Raw genomic sequence first — 21642 nt, 5'->3', positions numbered from 1 at the left:
GCGGCATCACCTGGATCGCAACCCTGACGCCGGACGCGGACGTCGATGACAGCAGCAACGTCATCACCCTGGACAACACCGGCTATACCGATGCTTTCGACAATGCCGGCTCCGGGACGACCGACTCCAACAGCTACGCCATCGATACCCAGCGTCCGACCGCTACCATCGTGGTCGCCGACACGGCACTGGCCATCGGCCAAGACACCACGGTGACCATCACCTTCAACGAAGCCGTTACCGGCCTGGATCTCTCCCACTTCACCGTGGCCAACGGTTCGCTCTCGAATCTCGTCACCACGGATGGCGGCATCACCTGGATCGCAACCCTGACGCCGGACGCGGACGTCGATGACAGCAGCAACGTCATCACCCTGGACAACACCGGCTATACCGATGCTTTCGACAATGCCGGCTCCGGGACGACCGACTCAAACGACTACAGCATCGACACCGTGCGCCCGAAAGTGATCGGCATCTCGGTAGCCGACACCTCGCTCAAGGCCGGCGACACCACCGCGGTGACCATCACCTTCAGCGAAGCCGTTACCGGCCTGGATCTCTCCGACTTCACCGTGGCCAACGGTTCGCTCTCGAATCTCGTCACCACGGATGGCGGCATCACCTGGATCGCAACCCTGACGCCGGACGCGGACGTCGATGACAGCAGCAACGTCATCACCCTGGACAACACCGGCTATACCGATGCCGCCGGCAATGCCGGCACCGGGACGACCGACTCCAACAGCTACGCCATCGATACCCAGGCACCGGGTGTTGCCGTTGTACTGGATCCGTCGTCAAGCAGTACCACTGGCCTGCATTACACCGTGACCTTCAGCGAAGACGTCAACGGTGTGGATCTGAGCGACTTCAGCCTGGTCAGTCGAGGTAACGCCAGCGGCACCATCTCCGGCCTAACGCAGATTGATGCACGCACCTACCAGGTTTCCATCACCGGTATCCGCGGCTACGGCAGCCTGGCACTGGCAATCAACGGCAGTACGGCCGGCATCAGCGACCCTGCAGGAAACACCTTCAACAACGAGGTAATTGGCCTACCCTATCTTCTCGACAATATTGAGGGGGACCCGGAGTTCCGCGCCTACCCACCGCACACACGGCCACTGTCGACGAACTCCGACTCCACCCCAGACCTCGGACTCCCGCCGATACCACCAGCACCGTCCCCTTCACCGCTGCTGCCTCCGTCCTTGTTCAATACAGAGACACTGGGCAGCGGCATCCCCCCTCTGGGCAGCATCTTCGTCCGCAATGACCCGCAGGCTCCCAGCTTTATTGCCCAGATTTTCCAGGGCGGAGGCAGTAGCTATGGGGACGGCAGCGGCAAGGGCTTCCTTGGCTTTGGCGGCGGCGACGCCAACGTATTCGGCAGAAGCAGCCTGTCCGCCCTATTTGACAGGAATGTGCCTGGCGAGCCCGATGAACTGGAAATTCACTGGGGTCACAAGGACGGCAATGGACAGGAAAGTGCCGGTATAGCCGGAGCACCGACTCTTGGCCAGCAACTGCAGCAGATCGGGGAAAGTGAACAGCGTCAGGTGAAAGACCTGGCCTGGGCACTGGGGCAGATAGCCCTGCAGGAACCACAAGCCTAATCGACAAAACAGACAAGAATCTGAACGTGCCGTGCTAGGGGGCGGCCCAAGGATGAGCAAAGCATCGAAGCTATTCAGTATCAGTATCCTGGCTATGACCATCGCTGGCTGTGCGGTGACCAGCCAGCCCATTGATCGCAATGCCAGTGAAGAACGAATCCGACAGGATCTGGCGAACATGTTCAAGGATCAGGAGCCGATCAGCGGCCCCCTGACCCTGCACGAAGCCATGGCCCGCGCCGTGAAATACAATCTTGAGGCCCGCCTGAAGGCCATGGAAGAAGCCCTTGCACAGCGTCAGATCGACATGGCGACCTTCGACATGCTGCCGCGCATGGCGCTTTCCGCCGGCTACTCCGGACGCAGCAACATCAGCGCCTCCAGCAGCCAGAGCATCCGCACTGGCACCGAGTCGCTGGAACCATCCACCTCGCAGGATCGTGACAGGGATGTGGCCGACCTCACCATGGTGTGGAACGTGCTGGACTTCGGGGTCAGCTACGTCAGCGCCAAGCAGCAGAGCGACCAGCGCCTGATCGTGCGCGAGCGCCAGCGCAAGGTTGTACACACCATTATCCAGGACGTGCGCTCCGCCTACTGGCGTGCCGTTGCCGCCGACCGACTGCTCACCCGAATCGACAGCCTGATGGCTCGTGTAGCCGAAGCCCGGGAAAGCAGCCAGCGCCTGAGCGAACAACGCATCGGCGATCCGGTTCAGGCACTCGGCTACCAGCGGGCACTGATCGAGGCCACCCGCCAATTGGAAGAACAACGTAGGGCCTTGTCGCTGGCGAAGACCGAACTCGCCACCCTGATCAACCTACCGCTGGGCACGCAGATCGAACTGGCACCGCCGGACGGCTACGAAGTACCTGAACTCAGGATCAATCTCGACGTGCTTGAGCAGGAAGCGCTGGTCAGCCGCCCCGAACTGCGCGAACAGGACTACCAGGCTCGTATCAGTGCGGCGGAAACCCGCAAGGCGATGCTGCGCCTACTGCCCGGTCTGGAGTTCTCTGCTGGCGGACACTATGACAGCAACTCCTTCCTGAAGAACCAAAGCTGGGCCGACTACGGCGTGAAGGTCACCTGGAACCTGTTCAACGTGCTCTCCGCCCCTGCGGCCATCGACGTGGCCAAGGCAGGTCAGGATGTGGCCGATGCGCGCCGGCAGGCAATGTCCATAGCCGTTCTCGCCCAGCTGCATGTGGCCAATGCCAACTTCCACGAAGCCCAACGTCAGTTCCAGACCAGCCAGCAATTGGCCGGTCTGGACGGGCAGATCCTCGAACAGCTGCGCAATCGTCGCCAGGTTCAGGGTATCGGCGAACTGGAGCTAATCCAGGGTGAGCTGAATACGCTGCAGACCCAGCTTCGTCGCGATCTGGCCTATGCCGAGCTGCGCAACAGCTATGGCCAGCTCTTCGCCACCGTGGGCCTCGACCCGCTGCCCGAGAGCATCGAGTCGGACAGCATCACAGATCTCGCCACTGCGCTCGCCACCCGAGAAGCACAATGGGAGGCCGGAGAGCTGTAATAGCGCCAACAGTTGCCAGGAGGGCGCATATGGCGCCTTTCCGACAACCGGCCTCAGACAGGATCAACCAGGCGCCCTGCCTGACCCTCCCAACTGGCTCAGGCCGGCGTTATAGGTCGCAAGCAGTCCCCGGCGCTCCCGCCACGAATCACCGTCGTCATGCTGCAGGCCAAACGGGACGCGGCTGATCGTTCCGTGTCCGTACCCAGCCACCTGAAAGAGGCTGACGACCGGCACCAGGCACACTTCAGCGGGGCGCCACCGGACGCGACTTCTTGCGCCCGCCTTGGCTCTTGCCGGCCTTCTTCTGCTCTTCCAGCCGGGCAAACGCCACAGCCTTGGCCTGTTCACGCTTGTCCCAGGGTTTGCCTCCGTCGCTGCCACGCGGCGGCAGGCCACTGTGCTGGGTCAGAATCTTGCCGACTTTCTTACTGCCGGCCGGCGTCGAGTTCTTGCGCCGGGCGGCCTGATACTCATCGGTCTTGGGCTGATAACTCGGGATCAGTTGGTGCTTACCGTTGCCAATCAAATCGGCACGCCCCATTGCAGTCAGCGCCTCGCGCAACAACGGCCAGTTCTTCGGATCGTGATAACGCAGAAAGGCCTTGTGCAGGCGGCGCTGCTGCTCACTCTTGACGATGGTCACGCCATCGCTCTTGTAGGTGACCTTGCGCAGCGGATTCTTGCCCGAGTGGTACATGGCGGTGGCGGTGGCCATCGGCGACGGGTAGAAGGCCTGCACCTGGTCGGCACGGAAGCCATTGCGCTTGAGCCACAGCGCCAAGTTCATCATATCCTCGTCCGTCGTTCCCGGATGCGCGGCAATGAAGTACGGGATCAGGTACTGCTCCTTACCCGCCTCCTTCGAATACTTCTCGAACATCTGCTTGAAGCGGTCATAACTGCCGATTCCCGGCTTCATCATCTTGTCCAAAGGGCCGCGCTCGGTATGCTCCGGAGCGATCTTCAGGTAGCCGCCAACGTGGTGGGTGACCAGCTCGCGCACATACTCCGGCGACTCCACCGCCAGGTCGTAGCGCAGGCCGGAGGCAATCAGAATCTTCTTCACCCCCGGCAGGGCCCGGGCCTTGCGATACAGCTCGATCAGCGAGCTGTGGTCAGTATTGAGATTTTCACAGATACCCGGGAACACGCAGGACGGCTTGCGACAGTGTTTCTCGATATCGCGGCTCTTGCAGGCAATGCGGTACATGTTGGCGGTCGGCCCGCCGAGATCCGACACCACGCCAGTGAATCCCGGCACCTTGTCGCGCATCTCCTCGATCTCGGCAAGGATCGACTCGTGGGAGCGGTTCTGGATGATCCGACCCTCGTGCTCGGTAATCGAGCAGAAGGTGCAGCCGCCAAAGCAGCCGCGCATGATATTCACCGAGAAACGGATCATCTCGTAGGCCGGAATCTTCTCCTTGCCATAGGCCGGGTGGGGCACACGAGCGAAAGGCATGCCGAACACGTAATCCATTTCTTCGGTAGACAGCGGGATGGGCGGCGGATTGAGCCAGATGTCCAGATTGTCATGTTTTTGAACCAGCGCGCGGGCATTACCCGGGTTGGTTTCCAGGTGCAACACGCGGTTGGCATGGGCATAAAGCACCGCATCATTGCGCACCTTCTCGAACGACGGCAGGCGGATCACGGTCTTTTCCCGCTCCAGACGCGGATGCTCGAGCAGATGGACGATCTGCGTGTCGTCACCGTCGGCGGACTCTCCCTTGCTCTGCTCGATGGCACAGGCAGCACTGTCCTGAGTGTTGACGTAAGGATTGATGATTTTGTCCACCTTTCCCGGTCGGTCAATGCGGGTCGAATCGATCTCGAACCAGCCCTCGGGTGTGTCGCGGCGGATGAAGGCAGTACCGCGCACGTCGGTGATGCTTTCGATCTGTTCACCGCTGGCCAGGCGATGAGCAACTTCGACTATGGCGCGCTCGGCGTTGCCGTACAGCAACAGGTCAGCGGTGGCGTCCATCAGGATCGAACGGCGCACCTTGTCCTGCCAGTAATCGTAGTGGGCAATGCGGCGCAGCGAGGCTTCAATGCCGCCGAGAATCACCGGCACGTGGCTGAAGGCTTCCTTGCAACGCTGGCTGTAGACCAGACTGGCGCGATCCGGGCGCTTGCCGGCGAGCCCTCCCGGAGTGTAGGCATCGTCGCTACGCATCCGCTTATCGGCGGTATAGCGGTTGATCATCGAGTCCATGTTGCCGGCAGCCACGCCGAAGAACAGGTTGGGCTCGCCGAGCCTCATGAAATCATCCTTGCTGCGCCAGTCCGGCTGACTGATGATGCCGACACGAAAGCCCTGGGCCTCAAGCAGACGACCGATGATGGCCATACCGAACGACGGATGATCCACATACGCATCACCGGTGACGATAATGATGTCGCAGCTGTCCCAGCCAAGCTGATCCATCTCCTCCCGGCTCATCGGCAGGAAGGGCGCAGGCCCGAAACACTCGGCCCAGTACTTGGGATAGTCGAACAGCGGCTTGGCGGCTTGCATGTTTTTTGATCAGTCAGTGCTCACAAGGGGCGCGGACTATAGCACAAATTTTGACCAGGCCGGACCTTCGCCACACATTCGCCGATACTACTGCCGCCCCGGTAGTTGCTTACTCAGCCAATGTAGCGACGCGGTACCCGCACACTCAGCCGGCTCAGCAACTCATACGCAAGAGTGCCGCAGGCAGCCGCCACTTCATCCACCGGCAGACTGGCTCCCCACAGCTCCACCGGCGAATCCACACCAGCCTCCGGCACATCGCTGATGTCCACCGACAGCATATCCATCGACACCCGGCCAACCAGCACGGTTCGTCGCCCCTCCACCAGCACCGGGGTACCGCTCGGTGCATGTCGCGGGTAACCATCGGCGTAGCCACAGCACACTGTAGCGATCCGTGTCGGACGCTCAGCCACCCAGCTCGCGCCGTAACCGACACTTTCGCCAGCGGCAACCTCACGCACCGCGATAACCCGCGCAGCCAGGGTCAGTGCCGGCTTCAGATCCAGCTCGCGAACCCCGAGGTCGGCCAGCGGAGTGGCACCGTAGAGCATGAGCCCCGGACGTATCCAATCCATATGGGCGGCAGGCAGCGTCAGTACGGCTGCCGAGTTGGCCAGAGATCGCTGGCTGAACGGCAGATCCGCCAGTTCGAGAAAACGCTCGATTTGCTGCTCGTTGAGCGGATGCCCGCGTTCGTCGGCACAGGCCAGATGACTGATCAGATTGATCTCGCCTACCTGCGGTGCGACACTCAGCTGCGCATGCCACTGCGTCAAGGTATCTGCCGCGAATCCCAGACGGTGCATGCCGGTATCAAGCTTGAGCCAGACATTCAGTGGTCGCGACAACTCCGCAGCGGCCAGAGCCCGCACTTGGGCGTCGCTCTGCAGCACTACATCCAGCTCCAGCTGGGCGGCAATAGCGAACTCGTCAGGCTCAAAGCAGCCCGCCAACAGCAGGATTCGCGCCTCACCGTGCATGGCCCGTACTTCCGCAGCCTCCTCCAGACTGGCCACGGCAAAGCCGTCGGCAATATCGTGCAGAACCGTGACCACCTCACGCACGCCGTGCCCGTATGCATTGGCCTTGACCACGGCAAACGCCTGACGCCCTGGGGCGCAGCGCTTGGCAACCTGATAGTTGTGGACGATGGCAGACAGATCGACGATGGCGGCAAGCGGACGCATGAGCATGGGCCTGAACAAGAAACGGGCCCCCATCTTAACCGCTGAGTGCCCGTTTTCATTGAGCCGGATCAGTGCCAGCATGCCCTCTGCCAGCCGCCTTACTCATCCTCGAACTGATAGCTTCCGGGTGCCAGATTCTCGAACCGCGAGTACTTGCCCAGGAAGGCTAAGCGCACCGTACCAATCGGACCGTTACGCTGCTTGCCGATAATGATTTCAGCCACACCCTTGTACTCGGTCTCCGGGTGATACACCTCATCGCGGTAGACGAACATGATGATGTCGGCGTCCTGCTCGATCGCCCCGGATTCGCGCAAATCCGAGTTGACCGGGCGCTTGTTGGGGCGCTGCTCCAGCGAGCGGTTGAGCTGTGACAGAGCGATGACCGGACAGTTGAATTCCTTGGCCAGCGCCTTGAGCGAGCGCGAGATCTCGGAAATCTCGTTGACGCGGCTGTCTCCGCTGGAGCCCGGAATCTGCATCAACTGCAGGTAGTCGACCATGATCAGGCCGATCTCGCCATGCTCGCGCGCCAGGCGACGGGTACGCGCACGCATTTCCGAGGGGGAAATCCCCGCGGTGTCATCGATAAACAGCTTGCGGTCATTGAGCAGATTCACCGCACTGGTCAGTCGCGGCCAGTCGTCATCATCCAGTTGGCCGGCGCGCACCTTGGTCTGATCGATGCGCCCGAGCGAAGCCAGCATACGGATGACGATGGACTCGGAAGGCATCTCCAGCGAATAGACGAGAATCGCCTTGTCGCTGCGCATCAGGGCGTTTTCCACCAGATTCATGGCGAAGGTGGTCTTACCCATGGAGGGACGGCCCGCAACGATGATCAGATCCGCTGGCTGCAAACCGCTGGTCTTCTCGTCAAGGTCATCAAAACCGGTGGACAGGCCGGTTATCGCATCGCCGGCATTGAACAACTGGTCAATGCGGTCAATGGCCTTGACCAGAATGTCGTTGATCGCCACCGGGCCACCTGTCTTCGGTCTGGCCTCGGCGATCTCGAAGATCTTGCGCTCGGCCTCGTCGAGGATTTCCTCACCGGTACGGCCTTCCGGCGAATAGGCGCTGTCAGCGATCTCATTACTGATGCCGATCAACTGACGCAGAGTTGCGCGCTCGCGAATGATCTGGGCATAGGCCTTGATGTTGGCCACCGAAGGAGTGTTCTTCGCCAGCTCAGCCAGATAGGCCAGGCCTCCGACCTGCGCCAACTGCCCCTCCTTGTCCAGTTGCTCGGACAGGGTCACCACATCAAACGGATGATTGCGTTCGGCCAGCTTGTAGATAGCACGGAAGATCAAACGGTGGTCGTGGCGATAGAAATCGCCATCGGATACAGCATCGAGCACCCGCTCCCAGGCGTTGTTGTCGAGCATCAGGCCACCCAGCACCGCCTGCTCAGCCTCGATGGAGTGCGGAGGCACTTTCAGGGCAGCCGTCTGCAGGTCGTATTGCTCGGGAATGGTGATGTCGTTCATAGGCTCGGGAAAACTACGGCATTAAAAAACAACGGGCACGTCACCACTTACGTGATGACGTGCCCGATTGTGGCAGACCCGCACCTGAGCGCAAGTCTGCCCGCCTACTGCTATCAGGCAGCGACGACGATCACCTTGACGGTGGCTTCGACGTCGGTGTGCAGGTGCAGAGCAACGTCGTACTCGCCGACCTGACGGATGGTACCGTTGGGCAGGCGAACCTCGGCCTTGGCCACGGTCACACCGGAAGCGGTCAGCGCGTCGGCGATGTCGTGGGTACCGATGGAACCGAACAGCTTGCCTTCATCACCGGCAACAGCAGTAATGGTGACTTCCAGCTCGTTCAGTTGAGCAGCGCGGGCTTCAGCAGCGGCCTTCTTCTCGGCAGCAGCCTTTTCCAGCTCGGCGCGACGAGCTTCGAACGCAGCCACATTCTCAGCAGTAGCAGCGGTGGCCTTGCCCTGCGGCAGCAGGTAGTTGCGACCGTAACCGGCCCGGACATTCACTTTGTCGCCCAGGTTGCCCAGGTTGGCGATCTTTTCCAGCAGGATGACTTCCATTTGAGTCTTACCTCTTAACTTTTAACCTTCACCGTTCGTGGAACCTGCGCCGTTCTTGCGCGCCAGACGACCACGAAAATCAAACAGACTGTCGACGATGGCCAGCACCACCAGCAAGGGATAGATCAGGTGCATAACCAGCACCAGCGTCACATACAGGCCGACCAGCCAGAAGCGGCCAAACCCGCCCTTCTCCACCATGCCATGCACCAGAGCTACTCCGGCGAACAGCAACGGCACACTGCACAACGGCGTCAGCATGCCCATCTCCGGCCCCAGACTCGGGCCGATCAGCATGCCTGCCAGCAGCATCAGCGCCTGCGGCAGAGGGAGTCGCAAAGCGCGAAACTCGCGCCCGAAGCCTCCCGGGTTGTACAACGCTGCCTGCCAGTAACGCCCAAGGATCAGGCTGAGCAGGCTGAGAATCTGCAGCAAAGCGGCCAGCAGTCCGGTCAGCACCGGTGCAATCAGACTTTCCAGGCGCATCCGCTCGTCCACCGACAATTGCTGGTGAACGCCATCGAGCATACCCGGCAGCAGCTTCTGCAACTCGCCGGCCATGGCCTCGATCGGCTCACGGAACACCGCTCCGAGGATCAGCCCATACATCAGGCCGAATACCACACTGCACAGCAGCACACGGTTCCAGGCCCACCCGGCGCGCAGAAACAGCGCCAAGCCGAGCGCACCGCCCAGCACCAGCAGAGTGCGCGGTTCGCCGAAATACCACCAGACCAGGGCTGGCAGCAGAGCCCACGCCATGATGCCCAGAGCATCATTGGCACCGCGCCGCAACAACACCAGGCTGCCCGCGGCGGCACTCAACCAGAACAGCAGCGGCATTGCCGCCGACCCGACCACCACGAGGGTGGCCTGCATACGGCCGCGCATGATGTATTCAGCCAGGGCGCGCATGCGATCTATTCCTTAACTCGTTGTCGACCGCCCGGTCTCAGCGGCCGTGGCTGTCGGTGTAGGGCAGCAGGGCCAGGAAGCGGGCGCGCTTGATAGCGGTAGCCAGCTGACGCTGATAACGGGCCTTGGTACCGGTGATACGGCTGGGAACGATCTTGCCGGTTTCCGAGATGTAGGCCTTCAGGGTGTTGAGATCCTTGAAATCGATCTCTTTCACGCCTTCAGCGGTGAAGCGGCAGAATTTACGACGACGGAAGAAACGTGCCATGAGATTGGCTCCTCAATAGATCCGTGGATTACTCGCCAGCGTTTTCGCTGTCGTTGTTGTCGCTGTCATCGCTGTCGTTGGACTCAGCGTTTTCAGGACGTTCACGACGCTCACGGCGCTCGCTGCGGTTTTCTTCGGCCTTGAGCATCTCGGACTGGCCGGTAATGGCTTCGTCGCGGCGGATGATCAGGTTACGGATCACGGCGTCGTTGTAGCGGAAGTTGTCTTCCAGCTCGGCCAGGGCCTTGCCGGTGCACTCTACGTTCATCAGAACGTAGTGAGCCTTGTGGACGTTGTTGATGGCGTAAGCCAGCTGACGACGGCCCCAGTCTTCCAGGCGGTGGATCTTGCCACCATCTTCCTCGATCAGCTTGGTGTAACGCTCGACCATGCCGCCGACTTGCTCGCTCTGGTCCGGATGAACCAGGAAGATGATTTCGTAATGACGCATAAATGCTCCTTACGGGTTGTAGCCTGCCAACACTGTGGTCAGGCAAGGAGTGGATTTCTCGTGATGAGCTTGCCGGGCGAAAGGCGCAAAAGAGCCTGCCGTCACGGCAAGGGGCGACATTCTAGAGAAGCCCCCCGCCGCACGCAAGGCGATCTGGCGAATATTTGATCAGCGACAGGGCGCTCAGTTCTGCCGTGCCGCCTGACGCTGGCGTACCGCCTCGAACAGGCAGACTCCGGTAGCGACCGAAACGTTGAGACTGCTGACACTGCCGGCCATCGGCAGCCTGACCAGATAATCGCAATGCTCGCGTGTCAGCCGACGCATGCCCTTGCCCTCGGCCCCCATGACCAGCACGATCGGGCCGGTCAGATCCTGCTGATAAAGCTCCTGCTCCGCCTCGCCAGCGGTTCCGACCACCCACAGCCCACGCTGCTGAAGCTTCTCCAGGGTCCGGGCCAGGTTGGTCACCGCCACCAGCGGAATGACCTCCGCCGCACCGCAAGCCACCTTGCGCACCGTAGCGTTGAGCGTTGCCGACTTATCCTTGGGAATGATCACCGCGAGCACCCCGGCAGCGTCTGCAGTACGCAGACAGGCTCCCAGATTGTGCGGATCCGTAACTCCGTCGAGCACCAGCAGCAGCGGCGCACCAGCGGCACGATCAAGCAGTTCTTCAAGCATCGGCTCGCCCCAGACCTGACTGGGACTTACCTCGGCCACAACGCCCTGGTGCACACCCTCGACCCAGGCATCCATTTCGCGCCGCTCACACTGCCCGATGGAGACCCGCGCCTGCTCGGCCAGCGCCACCAGCGCCTGCACACGCGGCTCGCTACGCCCTTCGGCCAGCCAGACCTTCTTGACTCGTTTCGGATGATGGCGCAGCAGTGCTTCAACGGCATGCACGCCGTAAATCTTTTCCAGCTGACTCATGACTTGACCTTACGCTTGCGCGGCTTCGCCGAACCCGCCGGAGCACTTCCGGCACCACCCTTGCCGCGACCACCTGCCGCCTTGCTCGCGCCCTTGCCCGATTTTTCGCCCTTACCGGCCTTGGCTCCGGCGAGCAGCGCCTTCTTCACCTCGCGACTTTTCTCGATATCGGTGTTGCCCATACCCGCTTTACCAGTGCGGGCGCGACCAGCAGTCGCCCACTGGACGTCCAAGGAAAGCTCGAAATCGATCTTGCGCTCGTCAAGATCGACCCGCATGACCTTGACCTCGACACTGTCGCCCAGGCGGAAACTGCGCCCAGTGCGCTCACCCGACAGACGATGATGCACCGGATCGAAGTGGTAGTAATCGGCCGGCAAGGCGGTTACATGCACCAGCCCCTCGACATAGATGTCGCGCAATTCGACAAAGATGCCGAAGCCGGTGACCGCGGTAATTACCCCCGAAAAGGTTTCGCCAACGCGATCCTGCATGAACTCGCACTTGAGCCAGTTGACCACATCACGGGTTGCCTCGTCGGCACGTCGCTCGGTCATTGAGCACTGCTCGCCCAGCTTCTCCAGGGCCGCTTCGTCATAGGGATAGATGCGTGCGCGCGGCATGCTCGTTGCCCCGGCGCGGCGCACGTGCGGGGTTTCCCGGCGCGAGCGGATCACGCTGCGGATAGCACGGTGCACCAGAAGATCCGGATAGCGACGGATCGGCGAGGTGAAATGCGTGTAGGCCTCATAGTTCAGACCGAAGTGCCCGTGATTGTCGACGCTGTAAACCGCCTGACTGAGGGAGCGCAGCATCACTGTCTGGATCAGTTGATGGTCCGGACGCTCGCGAATGGCCTCCAGCAACCGCTGATAATCCTTCGGCGAGGGGCCATCCTTAAGCTTGCCACGCTGCAGAGAAAGCCCTAGCTCACCGAGAAATGCCCGAAGCTTCTCCAGCCGCTCGGCCGGCGGCCCGTCGTGAACGCGATACAGCGACGGGATTTCGTGATCCTGCATGAAGCGTGCGGTGGCCACGTTGGCTGCGAGCATGCATTCTTCGATCAGCTTGTGGGCATCATTGCGCTGGGTCGGGCGAATCTCGTCGATCTTGCGATCCTCACCGAAAACGATGCGGGTTTCCTGCGTCTCGAAATCGATGGCACCACGCTCGTGACGGGCGGCCAACAGCGCCTGGTACAAGGCGTGCAGCTGCTTGAGGTGCGGCACAATGTCCTTGTACTCATTACGCAGAGCCTTGCCTTCGCTGCTTTTCGGATCTTCCAGCATGGTACTGACCTTGTTGTAGGTCAGCCGCGCATGGGAATGAATCACCGCCTCGTAGAACTGGTAGTCGAGCAACTGGCCATTTTTGGAGATGCTCATCTCGCAGACCATCGCCAGACGATCGACATGCGGATTCAGCGAGCACAGGCCATTGGACAGCTCCTCCGGCAACATCGGCACCACTCGCTCGGGGAAGTACACCGAGTTGCCCCGCTCAGCCGCCTCGTTATCCAGCGCCGAGCCAACCTTGACGTAGTGCGACACGTCGGCAATGGCCACGTACAGCCGCCAGCCGCCTGAGAAGAGCTTCCAGCGGCTCTTGTTCTTCTCGCAGTAAACAGCATCATCGAAGTCGCGGGCATCTTCGCCATCAATGGTGACGAACGGCAGATGGCGCAAATCGATGCGTTTCTCCTTGTCCTTTTCCTCGACTTCAGACTTGAACCTGCGCGCTTCTTTAATCACTGCCTCGGGCCAGACATGAGGAATGTCGTAGCTGCGCAGCGCCACGTCGATCTCCATGCCTGGCGCCATGTAGTTGCCGATCACCTCGACGATGTCGCCCTGTGGCTGGAAGCGCGAAGTCGGCCAGTGGGTGATTTTGATCTCGACGAACTGGCCGATGCGGGCACCGGCGGTACGCCCCGGGGTGACCAGCACTTCCTGCTGGATCTTCGGGTTGTCGGCCACCACAAAACCGACGCCGCTCTCCTCGTAGTAGCGGCCGACGATGGTTTCGTGGGCACGCTCGATCACCTCGACAATTCCGCCTTCGCGACGACCACGACGGTCGTAGCCTGCCACACGCACCAGCGCGCGATCACCATCGAACACCAGGCGCATCTGCGCCGGACTGAGAAACAGGTCATCACTGCCGTCATCCGGCACAAGAAAACCGAAGCCATCGCGGTGGCCACTGATGCGCCCCGCGATCAGATCAAGCTTGTCTACCGGTGCATAGGTGCCACGGCGGGTATAAATCAACTGGCCATCGCGCTCCATGGCGCGCAGACGGCGGCGCAGCGCTTCAAGCTGCTCTTCGCCGTCAAGACCGAATTCTTCAACCAGTTGTTCACGGCTGGCGGGCGAACCACGCTCAGCCAGATGCGCGAGAATCAGCTCGCGACTGGGGATGGGGTTTTCGTATTTTTCCGCCTCGCGGGCGGCCTCGGGATCGAGGGATTGCCAATCGGCCATGTAAAAAGAGTTACCTGTGCGTATGTATTGAGTTGTGTGCCATCTGTCTATTGAAGCGCGAAATGGGCATTCGGGGCAGCTTTTCTGGCGACAATAATTTTTTGGCCTTCAGGGGTTTACAAGACAAAGGGCCGCCCGTATAGTTCGCGCCCACAGCGTCACTAGACGTTGTAACACGAAGCGGATGCTCAAGCATCGGTTTCAGTGCCCAGGTGGCGGAATTGGTAGACGCGCTGGTTTCAGGTATCAGTGGTGGCAACACCGTGGAAGTTCGAGTCTTCTCCTGGGCACCAAATTTCGTGAAGCAGAGCAAATTGCTTCGTAAATAACGGACGCAATGATCCGTGTTGGAAACGACGAACATTGTAGCAGTGCCCAGGTGGCGGAATTGGTAGACGCGCTGGTTTCAGGTATCAGTGGTGGCAACACCGTGGAAGTTCGAGTCTTCTCCTGGGCACCAAATTTCAAAAAACCGAGCCGATGGCTCGGTTTTTTATTGCTCGCAGAAAGCCACTGCCGGCAAAACCCAATAGCCTGGGTCAGACCTTGAACTGACCCAGGCTGGCCTTCAACTGCGCTGCCAGCTCATCCAGCGCCCGCGCATTGCCGGCAATTGCCGTCACAGCCTCCGCTGCACGCTGCGCCTCGGCATGGATAACCTCGACCCGTCCGCGCACCGCACCAGCACCCTCCGCCTGATGCGCAGCTGCCTGGGTAGCAGCATTGATGGCCCCATGCACATCCTCCACCGACTGCTGCACCGACTGCTGCAGACGCGCACTATCACGCAATACCTCCAACCCCTCGCCCCCCTGCTCTCCTGCCTGAGCAATAGCCGCAACCGCCTCCTGGGCGCCGCGTTGCAGAGCAGCGATATGCGCCTGAATATCGCCGGTCGACTGCTGAGTCTTGCTCGCCAAAGCCCGCACCTCATCAGCCACAACGGCAAAGCCACGGCCGCTTTCGCCAGCTCGGGCCGCCTCGATTGCAGCGTTCAGTGCCAGCAAGTTGGTCTGCTCAGCGATGGACTGGATTACCGTCAGCACCACCTCAATCTGCTCGCTCTGCTTGGCCAGGCGTTCGATAACTGCCGAACCATCAGCCACACGCTCGACCAGCCCCTCGATGAGCGTCGAGAGGCGCTGGGCAATGTCCGCATTTTCGTGGGCAGCCTGGCGAATGCTGTCGACCCGTTGCAGCGCCTCCTGCATCGCACTGCTTTCTGCCTGCGCCTCGTCGGCCATGCGCTCAAGCGCCTGCAAGCTGCCAGCCACCTCGTCACGCTGGCGACCGGCCGCTGTCTCGGCCGCTTCGCCACGCTGTGTCAGACTGCGAATCTGCTCACCGGTACGCAGGGCAATTTCACCGGCCTCGCGCACGATGGGCTGCAACTTGGCCATGAACCGGTTGACTGCATCGGCCATCTCGCCAACTTCGTCGCGACTGTCGATACTTACCCGCCGGGTCAGATCACCCTCGCCTGCAGCCAGATCGTTCAACGCTGCACTGAGCAGACGCAACCGACTGAGTACACGCCAGCCCAACACCAATGCCACAGCCAGCATTGCCAGCGCACCAACGATCAACAACCCCAAAGCAATATTGGTACGCAGAGACTCTGCCGCCACACGCACCGACTCACCGCCATTGCGCGCCATCTCCTGGGTGTAGCGCTCGGCCGATTGCAAACGCTCACGCAGTGAACGCGTCGCCTCCTCTGCGGCACCGACCAGACTACTGTCGACCAGCTCACCCGCCCCGCCGACCAACGCCGCAAAGCGTCCGTCCAGCGCGACCAGCTCCTGCTCGACCAGATCCATCGAAAGCCCCATCTGCACCTTGCCGATAAGGGCACCCATAGGGTTGATCTCGGCCTCGACCACATACACTCGCGGATCGCGTAAAGCCGCATCCACCAGCTTGTCGATCGGAGTTTCACCCTGCCCGGACTGCACCAGCTCTCGCACCCGGACATTGCTACGATTGAAATTTCGAGTCAGCCGGTTACCTTCGGCATCATAGATAATCGCAAACAGCACAGCCGGATTATGCTGGGCAATGCGAGTCAGGGAGGTGAGCGCCGGGATATCCAGATCCCAGATTGACTTCGGTGCCACTCCGGCAAGCAGTTGCGCCAGCGCCTGCCCGGACTGCTTGAGGTTGCTCTCAAGTACAGCTCGCAACTGGACCTGCTCATCCTTCAACTGAGAGGTCAACCCCTCACCAAGGCGCTCGCGGGTGCTCGTCGATAGCGCTGCCAGTCCTGCACTCATCTCGCTTTCTGCCAGGTTCAACTCCTGACCAAGACTCCGGCTTTCCTCACCCAGACGTTGCGCCAGATCCTCGACCATATCATCCACCGAGGCACGCATCAGCCAAACCGCCAGACCAACCTGTACCAGCATGGCCAAACCGAGTGCAACAAACACTGGACGCAGCAGGCGGCTGCGCAACATGGAGACGATGGCAAACACGGGGGAATACTCCTCAACGACCGTATCCGCTATAGCGGCAGCTTTCCGAATTTATTGAGCCTCTACCTCACACAATGGCAAAAGGCCTTGATTCGGGCACAGTATGAACACAAATGAGTTCGCCCGCACCCCAGGCCCCTACAACCCAAAACGAAAAAACCGATGTCCACAAACGGACATCGGTTTTTCGCCCCCCCTGCGCTAGCCGGGAATCAGGCAGAGCAGGCACACGAATGAATCAGGCGAACGGATGACGCAGAATGATAGTCTCGTTGCGATCCGGACCGGTGGAGATGATGTCGATCGGCGCTCCAACCAGCTCCTCAACCCGCTTGATGTAGGCACGGGCATTGGCCGGCAGCTCTTCGAGACTCTTAGCGCCCAGGGTCGACTCGCTCCAACCCGGCATTTCCTCGTACACCGGCTGCAGGCCGATATAGCTGTCGGCATCAGTCGGTGCGTCGACCAGCAATTGACCGGAAGAATCCTTGTAGCCAGTGCAGATACGGATGGTTTCCAAGCCATCAAGCACGTCCAGCTTGGTCAGACACAGGCCGGAGATGCTGTTGATCTCGATGGCGCGACGCAGGATCACCGCATCGAACCAGCCGCAACGACGGGCACGGCCGGTGGTGGCACCGAACTCGTGACCACGCTTGGCCAGAAACGCACCAATGTCGTCGAACAGCTCGGTCGGGAACGGGCCGGAACCGACACGGGTGGTGTAGGCCTTGGTGATGCCGAGGATGTAGTCCAGGTACAGCGGGCCGAAACCGGAGCCGGTTGCGATACCACCAGCGGTGGTGTTGGAGCTGGTGACGTAGGGGTAGGTGCCGTGGTCGATATCCAGCAGCGAACCCTGGGCACCTTCGAACATGATGTCCTTGCCACTCTTGCGCAGGTCATGCAACACAGCAGTGACATCAGCCATCATCGGCCTGAGCTGCTCGGCAAACTCCATGCACTCATCCAGAGTCTTCTGGAAGTCGATGGCCGGCTCCTTGTAGAAGTTCACCAGCTGGAAGTTATGGTAGTCCAGCAGTTCGCCCAGCTTGGCAGCGAAGCGCTCGCGGTGGAACAGGTCGCCAACACGCAGGCCGCGACGGGCCACCTTGTCTTCATAAGCCGGGCCGATACCGCGGCCGGTGGTGCCAATCTTGGCATCGCCACGGGCCTTCTCGCGCGCCTGATCCAGTGCCACGTGGTAGGACAGAATCAGCGGACAGGCCGGGCTGATGCGCAGACGCTCGCGCACCGGAACGCCCTTCTCCTCGAGCTTGCCGATCTCGCGCAGCAGCGCATCGGGAGCAACCACCACACCGTTGCCGATCAGGCATTGCACACCTTCGCGCAGGATGCCGGACGGGATCAGGTGCAGGACAGTCTTCTCTCCGTCGATTACCAGGGTGTGGCCAGCGTTGTGGCCACCCTGATAACGCACGACTGCAGCCGCCTGCTCGGTGAGCAGGTCGACGATCTTGCCCTTGCCCTCATCACCCCACTGGGTGCCCAGGACGACGACATTCTTACCCATAAACTTGTCCTCTTCGCGCAAGCATCGATGCCGGCCGCCGGCCGGCGCAAAAATAGTTTCAGGACGCCAGGGGCGCCACCTGCCAACGTCCATCACGCAACGTCAGCAGGCGGTCACAGCCTGCTTCGCGCGCATCCGCCTCGCTCTGCCCGGGCAGCGCCTGTACCACACGCTCACCCTCACTACGCAGACGACGAACGGCCTGCCACAGATAGAGATCATGATTATCCGGAGCCCATACACCACCGAGGGCTTCATCCAGACGCATGTCACCCAGGGTCACCAGGGTTTTCAGGTCAGTGGAGAATCCGGTAGCCGGGCGTGCCCGACCGAACACCGCACCGGTATCGTCGTAACGACCGCCCTGAGCAATGGCACCGCCCTCGCCAGGGACGAAGGCCGCAAACACCACGCCAGTGTGATAGTTGTAGCCGCGCAATTCGCCGAGGTCGAAATACAGCGGCAATTCGGGATAACGCAGTTCCAGCGCATCGGCGATGGCAACCAGCTCATCCAGCGCCGCATGCACCGCATCCGGCGCCTCGACCAGTACCGCCTGGGCCAGGTCCAGCACCTCGCGTCCACCACACAGTTCGGCCAGCGAACGCAGCATGTTGCCCAGGCCTGCTGGCAACGCCGCGGTCAGGGTTTCGATTTCGTCCATGGCCTTGCGCTGCAGCGCGTCGAACAGCTGCTGCTCGGCCGCACCGGACAGCCCAGCGGCGCGGGCCAGGCCGCGGTAGATGCCTACATGGCCAAGGTCCATGTGCACGTCCGGCACTACAGCCAGCTCAAGGGTCTCGACCAGCAGGCTGATCACCTCGATATCGCTAGCCGGGCTGGCGTCGCCATAGAGCTCTGCGCCGAGCTGGATCGGGCTGCGCGAAGTGGTCAGCGCACGCGGCTTGGCGTGCAGCACACTGCCGGCATAGCACAGACGGCTCGGCCCCTCGCGACGCAGGGTATGCGCATCGATGCGAGCCACCTGAGGGGTAATGTCGGCCCGGAAACCCATCTGCCGCCCAGAGAGCGGATCAGTGACCTTGAATGTACGCAGATCAAGATCCTGACCGGCGCCGGTCAGCAGGGATTCCAGATACTCGATATGCGGGGTGACGACGAACTCGTAGCCCCAGCGTTGAAACAGATCCAGCACCTGGCGGCGGGCCGCCTCGATGCGCGCCGCTTCCGGCGGCAGTACTTCTTCGATGCCATCTGGCAGCAGCCAGCGGTCTACCGTTGCCATTTCGCCATTCCCCTCTCGATCCGGGCGGCACAAGCCTTCAGTGAAGCAGATATAGAAGGGCCGTACCCAGCAGCATGCTGGCCAGCCCCATCAGGCGCAGTCGACGGTCGGGCAGACTGGCTGCCAGCATGACCGCCCCGCGCCAGTGACGCGGACAGAGGAAGGGCAGGATGCCTTCCAGCACCAGTACCAGACACAGTGCAATACCGAGTTCCTGCCACATGATTCCCACAGACGCAAAAAAGCCGGGATTTTCCCGGCTGCCGCATCATACCACGTTTTCCCTTGCGGTCACCCCGGCGACGTACTACGCCGCCGGGACTCACGATCAAGGGTCGACCTTTTCCAGATAGCGGAAGAAGTCGCTGCCTGGATCAAGCACCAGCACGTCACGCTTGTCGGAGAAGCTCTCGCGATAGGCCTGCAAGCTGCGGTAGAAGGCGTAGAACTCCTGATCCTGACCGTAGGCCTCGGCATAGATAGCCGCAGCCTTGGCATCGCCGTCACCGCGTAGTTCCTCGGCCTCGCGATAGGCCTCGGCGAGGATTACCCGGCGCTGACGGTCAGCATCGGCCCGAATACCCTCAGCCAGCTCCCGGCCTTTGGCTCGGTGCTCACGCGCCTCACGCTCACGCTCGGTACTCATCCGCTCGAACACGCTGCGGTTCACCTCGCGCGGCAGGTCGATGGCCTTGACCCGTACATCGACCACTTCAATACCCAACTCACGCTGCGCTGCCCGGTTCAGCGTCGAGGTCACCTCGGCCATCAGCGCGTCACGCTTGCCCGACACCGACTCATGCAGCGTCTGCTTACCGAACTGGTCACGCAGCGAGGCCTCCAGACGACGCGCCAAACGGTCGTCTGCAACATCCTTGCGACCAGAAGTGGCCTGATAGAAGCGCTCGGCATCCTTGACCCGCCACTTGGCGTAGGCATCGACCATCAGCGCCTTCTTCTCCAGAGTGAGGAAGCGCGATGAGGTGGAATCGAGCGTCAACAGACGACCATCGAAGATGCGCACCTGGTTAACGTAAGGAATCTTCACGTGCAGGCCTGGCTGCACGTCCGGATTGACCACCCGACCGAACTGCAGCAACACCGCCCGTTCAGTCTGCGCCACGATATAAAAGCTGTTCCACGCCACCAGGGCCAGAACCACGGCCACTATCAGGCCGATCAGGGACTTATTGCTCATCAACGGCTCTCCCGGATACGCAGGTTACGCTGCGACAGTTCACTGCCTGCCGGTACGGCCGAATCACTCACCGTACTGCCGGAGGAAACGGACGCGGACGAACCGGAGACACCGCCACGGCCGTCAATCATCTTGTCCAGCGGCAGATAGAGCAGGTTGTTCTGCCCCTTGTCACCCGTTACCAACACCTTGCTGGTATTGCTCATCAATTCCTGCATGGTTTCCAGGTACAGACGCTCTCTCATCACCTCCGGTGCCTTGCGGTACTCGGCCACCAGTTTATTGAAGCGATCCGCCTCACCCTGGGCCCGAGCAATGACTTCCTCGCGGTAGCCGTTAGCCTCTTCCAGCAGACGCTGGGCCTGGCCGCGCGCTTCGGGGATCACGCCATTGGCGTAGGACTCGGCCTGGTTTTTCTCGCGCTGTTCGTCCTCGCGAGCCCGAATCACATCATCGAAGGCTTCCTGCACTTCACGCGGCGCTGCCGCGCTCTGGATGTTCACCTGGGTGATGGTAATACCGGTTTGATAGTTATCGAGGAAGCGCTGCAGGCGTTCGTGTACCTCGCTGGCCATTACCTCACGACCTTCGGTCAGCACCTGGTCCATTTCGGTGGAACCCACCACATGGCGCACGGCGCTATCGGTCGCGTGCTGGAGACTGACTTCCGGCTGATCCACATTGAGCACGAAGTCCTGCAGATTACTGATGCGGTACTGCACAGTCAGCGGCACTTCGATGATGTTTTCGTCCTCGGTCAGCATCTGTCCCTGCTTGCTGTAGGTCCGCTCGCGAGTGACGTTTTCCTGGAACTTGCGGTCGATCGGCGGGAAGTAGATATTCAGGCCCGGGCCAACAGTCTCATGGTACTTGCCGAAACGCAGCACCACAGCCTGCTCCTGCTCATCAACGACATAGATCGCGCTGTAAAGCCAGACCACGGCCAGCAGACCAAGCCCAACCAGCAGTAGGCCGAAACCGCCACCACCGCCTTGACTATTTCTGTCGTCACCACGTTTCTTGCCGCCACCGAACACCCCGCTCAGGCTTTCTTGCAGCTTGCGGAACGCTTCGTCGAGATCCGGCGGGCCCTGCCGGCCACCGCCTTTGCGGCCGCCCCAAGGGTCTTGATTGTTCGAGTTGCCACCCGGCTCATTCCAAGCCATAGCGTTCTCCGTACTGATAAAGCGAAGGCGCGCCCACGGCGCGCCGGC

At 61.1% G+C, this 21642-nt stretch carries 17 protein-coding genes, 2 tRNA genes and 1 pseudogene; 4 read left to right on the top strand and 16 right to left on the bottom strand.

Translation table 11 applies throughout. The features are described 5' to 3' along the window. Both NCCP436_RS11660 and NCCP436_RS11655 read left to right on the top strand, forming a co-directional pair. On the top strand, nt 1–1619 hold a 1619-nt coding region (locus NCCP436_RS11660), incomplete at its 5' end, for an Ig-like domain-containing protein (protein ID WP_259651486.1). A gap of 52 nt (nt 1620–1671) precedes the next feature. Next, on the top strand, nt 1672–3156 hold the full coding sequence (locus NCCP436_RS11655) for a TolC family protein (protein WP_220804169.1): 1485 nt from the start codon (nt 1672–1674) through the stop codon (nt 3154–3156). Between the two features lie 247 nt (nt 3157–3403). Here NCCP436_RS11655 and NCCP436_RS11650 read toward each other — a convergent pair whose 3' ends face one another. From NCCP436_RS11650 to rnr, 9 genes are all read right to left on the bottom strand, one after another. Further along, on the bottom strand, nt 3404–5680 hold the full coding sequence (locus NCCP436_RS11650; protein WP_220804168.1) for a YgiQ family radical SAM protein: 2277 nt from the start codon (nt 5678–5680) through the stop codon (nt 3404–3406). 113 nt (nt 5681–5793) lie between these two features. Next, the gene (gene alr, locus NCCP436_RS11645) at nt 5794–6870 is read right to left on the bottom strand and encodes an alanine racemase (RefSeq protein WP_220804167.1); all 1077 of its coding nucleotides are present in this window, start codon (nt 6868–6870) and stop codon (nt 5794–5796) included. A 98-nt stretch (nt 6871–6968) separates the two neighbouring features. Next, the gene (gene dnaB, locus NCCP436_RS11640; RefSeq protein ID WP_220804166.1) at nt 6969–8363 is read right to left on the bottom strand and encodes a replicative DNA helicase; all 1395 of its coding nucleotides are present in this window, start codon (nt 8361–8363) and stop codon (nt 6969–6971) included. Between the two features lie 113 nt (nt 8364–8476). Continuing rightward, nucleotides 8477–8923: a 50S ribosomal protein L9 gene (rplI, locus tag NCCP436_RS11635; RefSeq protein ID WP_220804165.1), complete on the bottom strand. Its 447-nt coding sequence runs from the start codon at nt 8921–8923 to the stop codon at nt 8477–8479. Between the two features lie 21 nt (nt 8924–8944). Continuing rightward, complete coding sequence (locus tag NCCP436_RS11630; protein WP_220804164.1) at nt 8945–9838, bottom strand: hypothetical protein; 894 nt, start codon at nt 9836–9838, stop codon at nt 8945–8947. Nucleotides 9839–9875: 37 nt separating this feature from the next. Further along, nucleotides 9876–10106 carry a 30S ribosomal protein S18 gene (rpsR, locus tag NCCP436_RS11625; RefSeq protein ID WP_013793173.1) on the bottom strand — a complete coding sequence of 77 codons (231 nt, stop codon included), beginning with the start codon at nt 10104–10106 and terminating at the stop codon, nt 9876–9878. A gap of 28 nt (nt 10107–10134) precedes the next feature. Continuing rightward, entirely contained in the window at nt 10135–10557 is a 423-nt protein-coding gene (gene rpsF, locus NCCP436_RS11620; protein ID WP_220804163.1) for a 30S ribosomal protein S6, read from the bottom strand. 183 nt (nt 10558–10740) lie between these two features. Further along, nucleotides 10741–11493 carry a 23S rRNA (guanosine(2251)-2'-O)-methyltransferase RlmB gene (rlmB, locus tag NCCP436_RS11615; RefSeq protein ID WP_220804162.1) on the bottom strand — a complete coding sequence of 251 codons (753 nt, stop codon included), beginning with the start codon at nt 11491–11493 and terminating at the stop codon, nt 10741–10743. Next, nucleotides 11490–13976, bottom strand: a complete 2487-nt coding sequence (rnr, locus tag NCCP436_RS11610) for a ribonuclease R (RefSeq protein ID WP_220804161.1) — start codon at nt 13974–13976, stop codon at nt 11490–11492. Before rnr ends, rlmB begins: the two co-directional genes overlap by 4 nt. Before the next feature lie 206 nt (nt 13977–14182). Here rnr and NCCP436_RS11605 point away from each other — a divergent pair. After that, nucleotides 14183–14269: transfer RNA gene (locus NCCP436_RS11605), tRNA-Leu, on the top strand. 80 nt (nt 14270–14349) lie between these two features. After that, nucleotides 14350–14436, top strand: a tRNA-Leu gene (locus NCCP436_RS11600). Between the two features lie 79 nt (nt 14437–14515). Here the strand turns inward: NCCP436_RS11600 and NCCP436_RS17845 are convergent. The 7 genes and pseudogenes from NCCP436_RS17845 to hflK form a co-directional block, all read right to left on the bottom strand. After that, a complete protein-coding gene (locus NCCP436_RS17845; RefSeq protein ID WP_375709489.1) occupies nt 14516–15376 on the bottom strand; it encodes a methyl-accepting chemotaxis protein in 861 nt (286 codons plus the stop codon). Continuing rightward, nucleotides 15374–15541, bottom strand: a pseudogene (locus NCCP436_RS17840) (HAMP domain-containing protein); the annotation flags it as partial. The gene NCCP436_RS17845 and the pseudogene NCCP436_RS17840, both read right to left, overlap by 3 nt. A gap of 1147 nt (nt 15542–16688) precedes the next feature. Continuing rightward, nucleotides 16689–17984, bottom strand: coding sequence for an adenylosuccinate synthase (locus tag NCCP436_RS11590; RefSeq protein WP_220804159.1), 1296 nt, complete (start codon nt 17982–17984; stop codon nt 16689–16691). 58 nt (nt 17985–18042) lie between these two features. Further along, nucleotides 18043–19230 (bottom strand): ATP phosphoribosyltransferase regulatory subunit, encoded by a 1188-nt coding sequence (locus NCCP436_RS11585; protein ID WP_220804158.1) that lies wholly within the window; start codon nt 19228–19230, stop codon nt 18043–18045. Nucleotides 19231–19267: 37 nt separating this feature from the next. Next, a complete protein-coding gene (locus tag NCCP436_RS11580; RefSeq protein ID WP_220804157.1) occupies nt 19268–19453 on the bottom strand; it encodes a DUF2065 family protein in 186 nt (61 codons plus the stop codon). Between the two features lie 105 nt (nt 19454–19558). Beyond that, the gene (gene hflC, locus NCCP436_RS11575) at nt 19559–20428 is read right to left on the bottom strand and encodes a protease modulator HflC (protein WP_220804156.1); all 870 of its coding nucleotides are present in this window, start codon (nt 20426–20428) and stop codon (nt 19559–19561) included. After that, nucleotides 20428–21594, bottom strand: coding sequence for an FtsH protease activity modulator HflK (hflK, locus tag NCCP436_RS11570; RefSeq protein ID WP_220804155.1), 1167 nt, complete (start codon nt 21592–21594; stop codon nt 20428–20430). Before hflK ends, hflC begins: the two co-directional genes overlap by 1 nt. Nucleotides 21595–21642: the final 48 nt, after the last annotated feature.

The sequence above is a fragment of the Pseudomonas sp. NCCP-436 genome, assembly GCF_019656335.1.
Classification (GTDB): Bacteria; Pseudomonadota; Gammaproteobacteria; order Pseudomonadales; family Pseudomonadaceae; genus Aquipseudomonas.
Note: the sequence above shows the minus strand (reverse complement) of the source record. Positions and strands in the feature narration are given on the sequence as shown.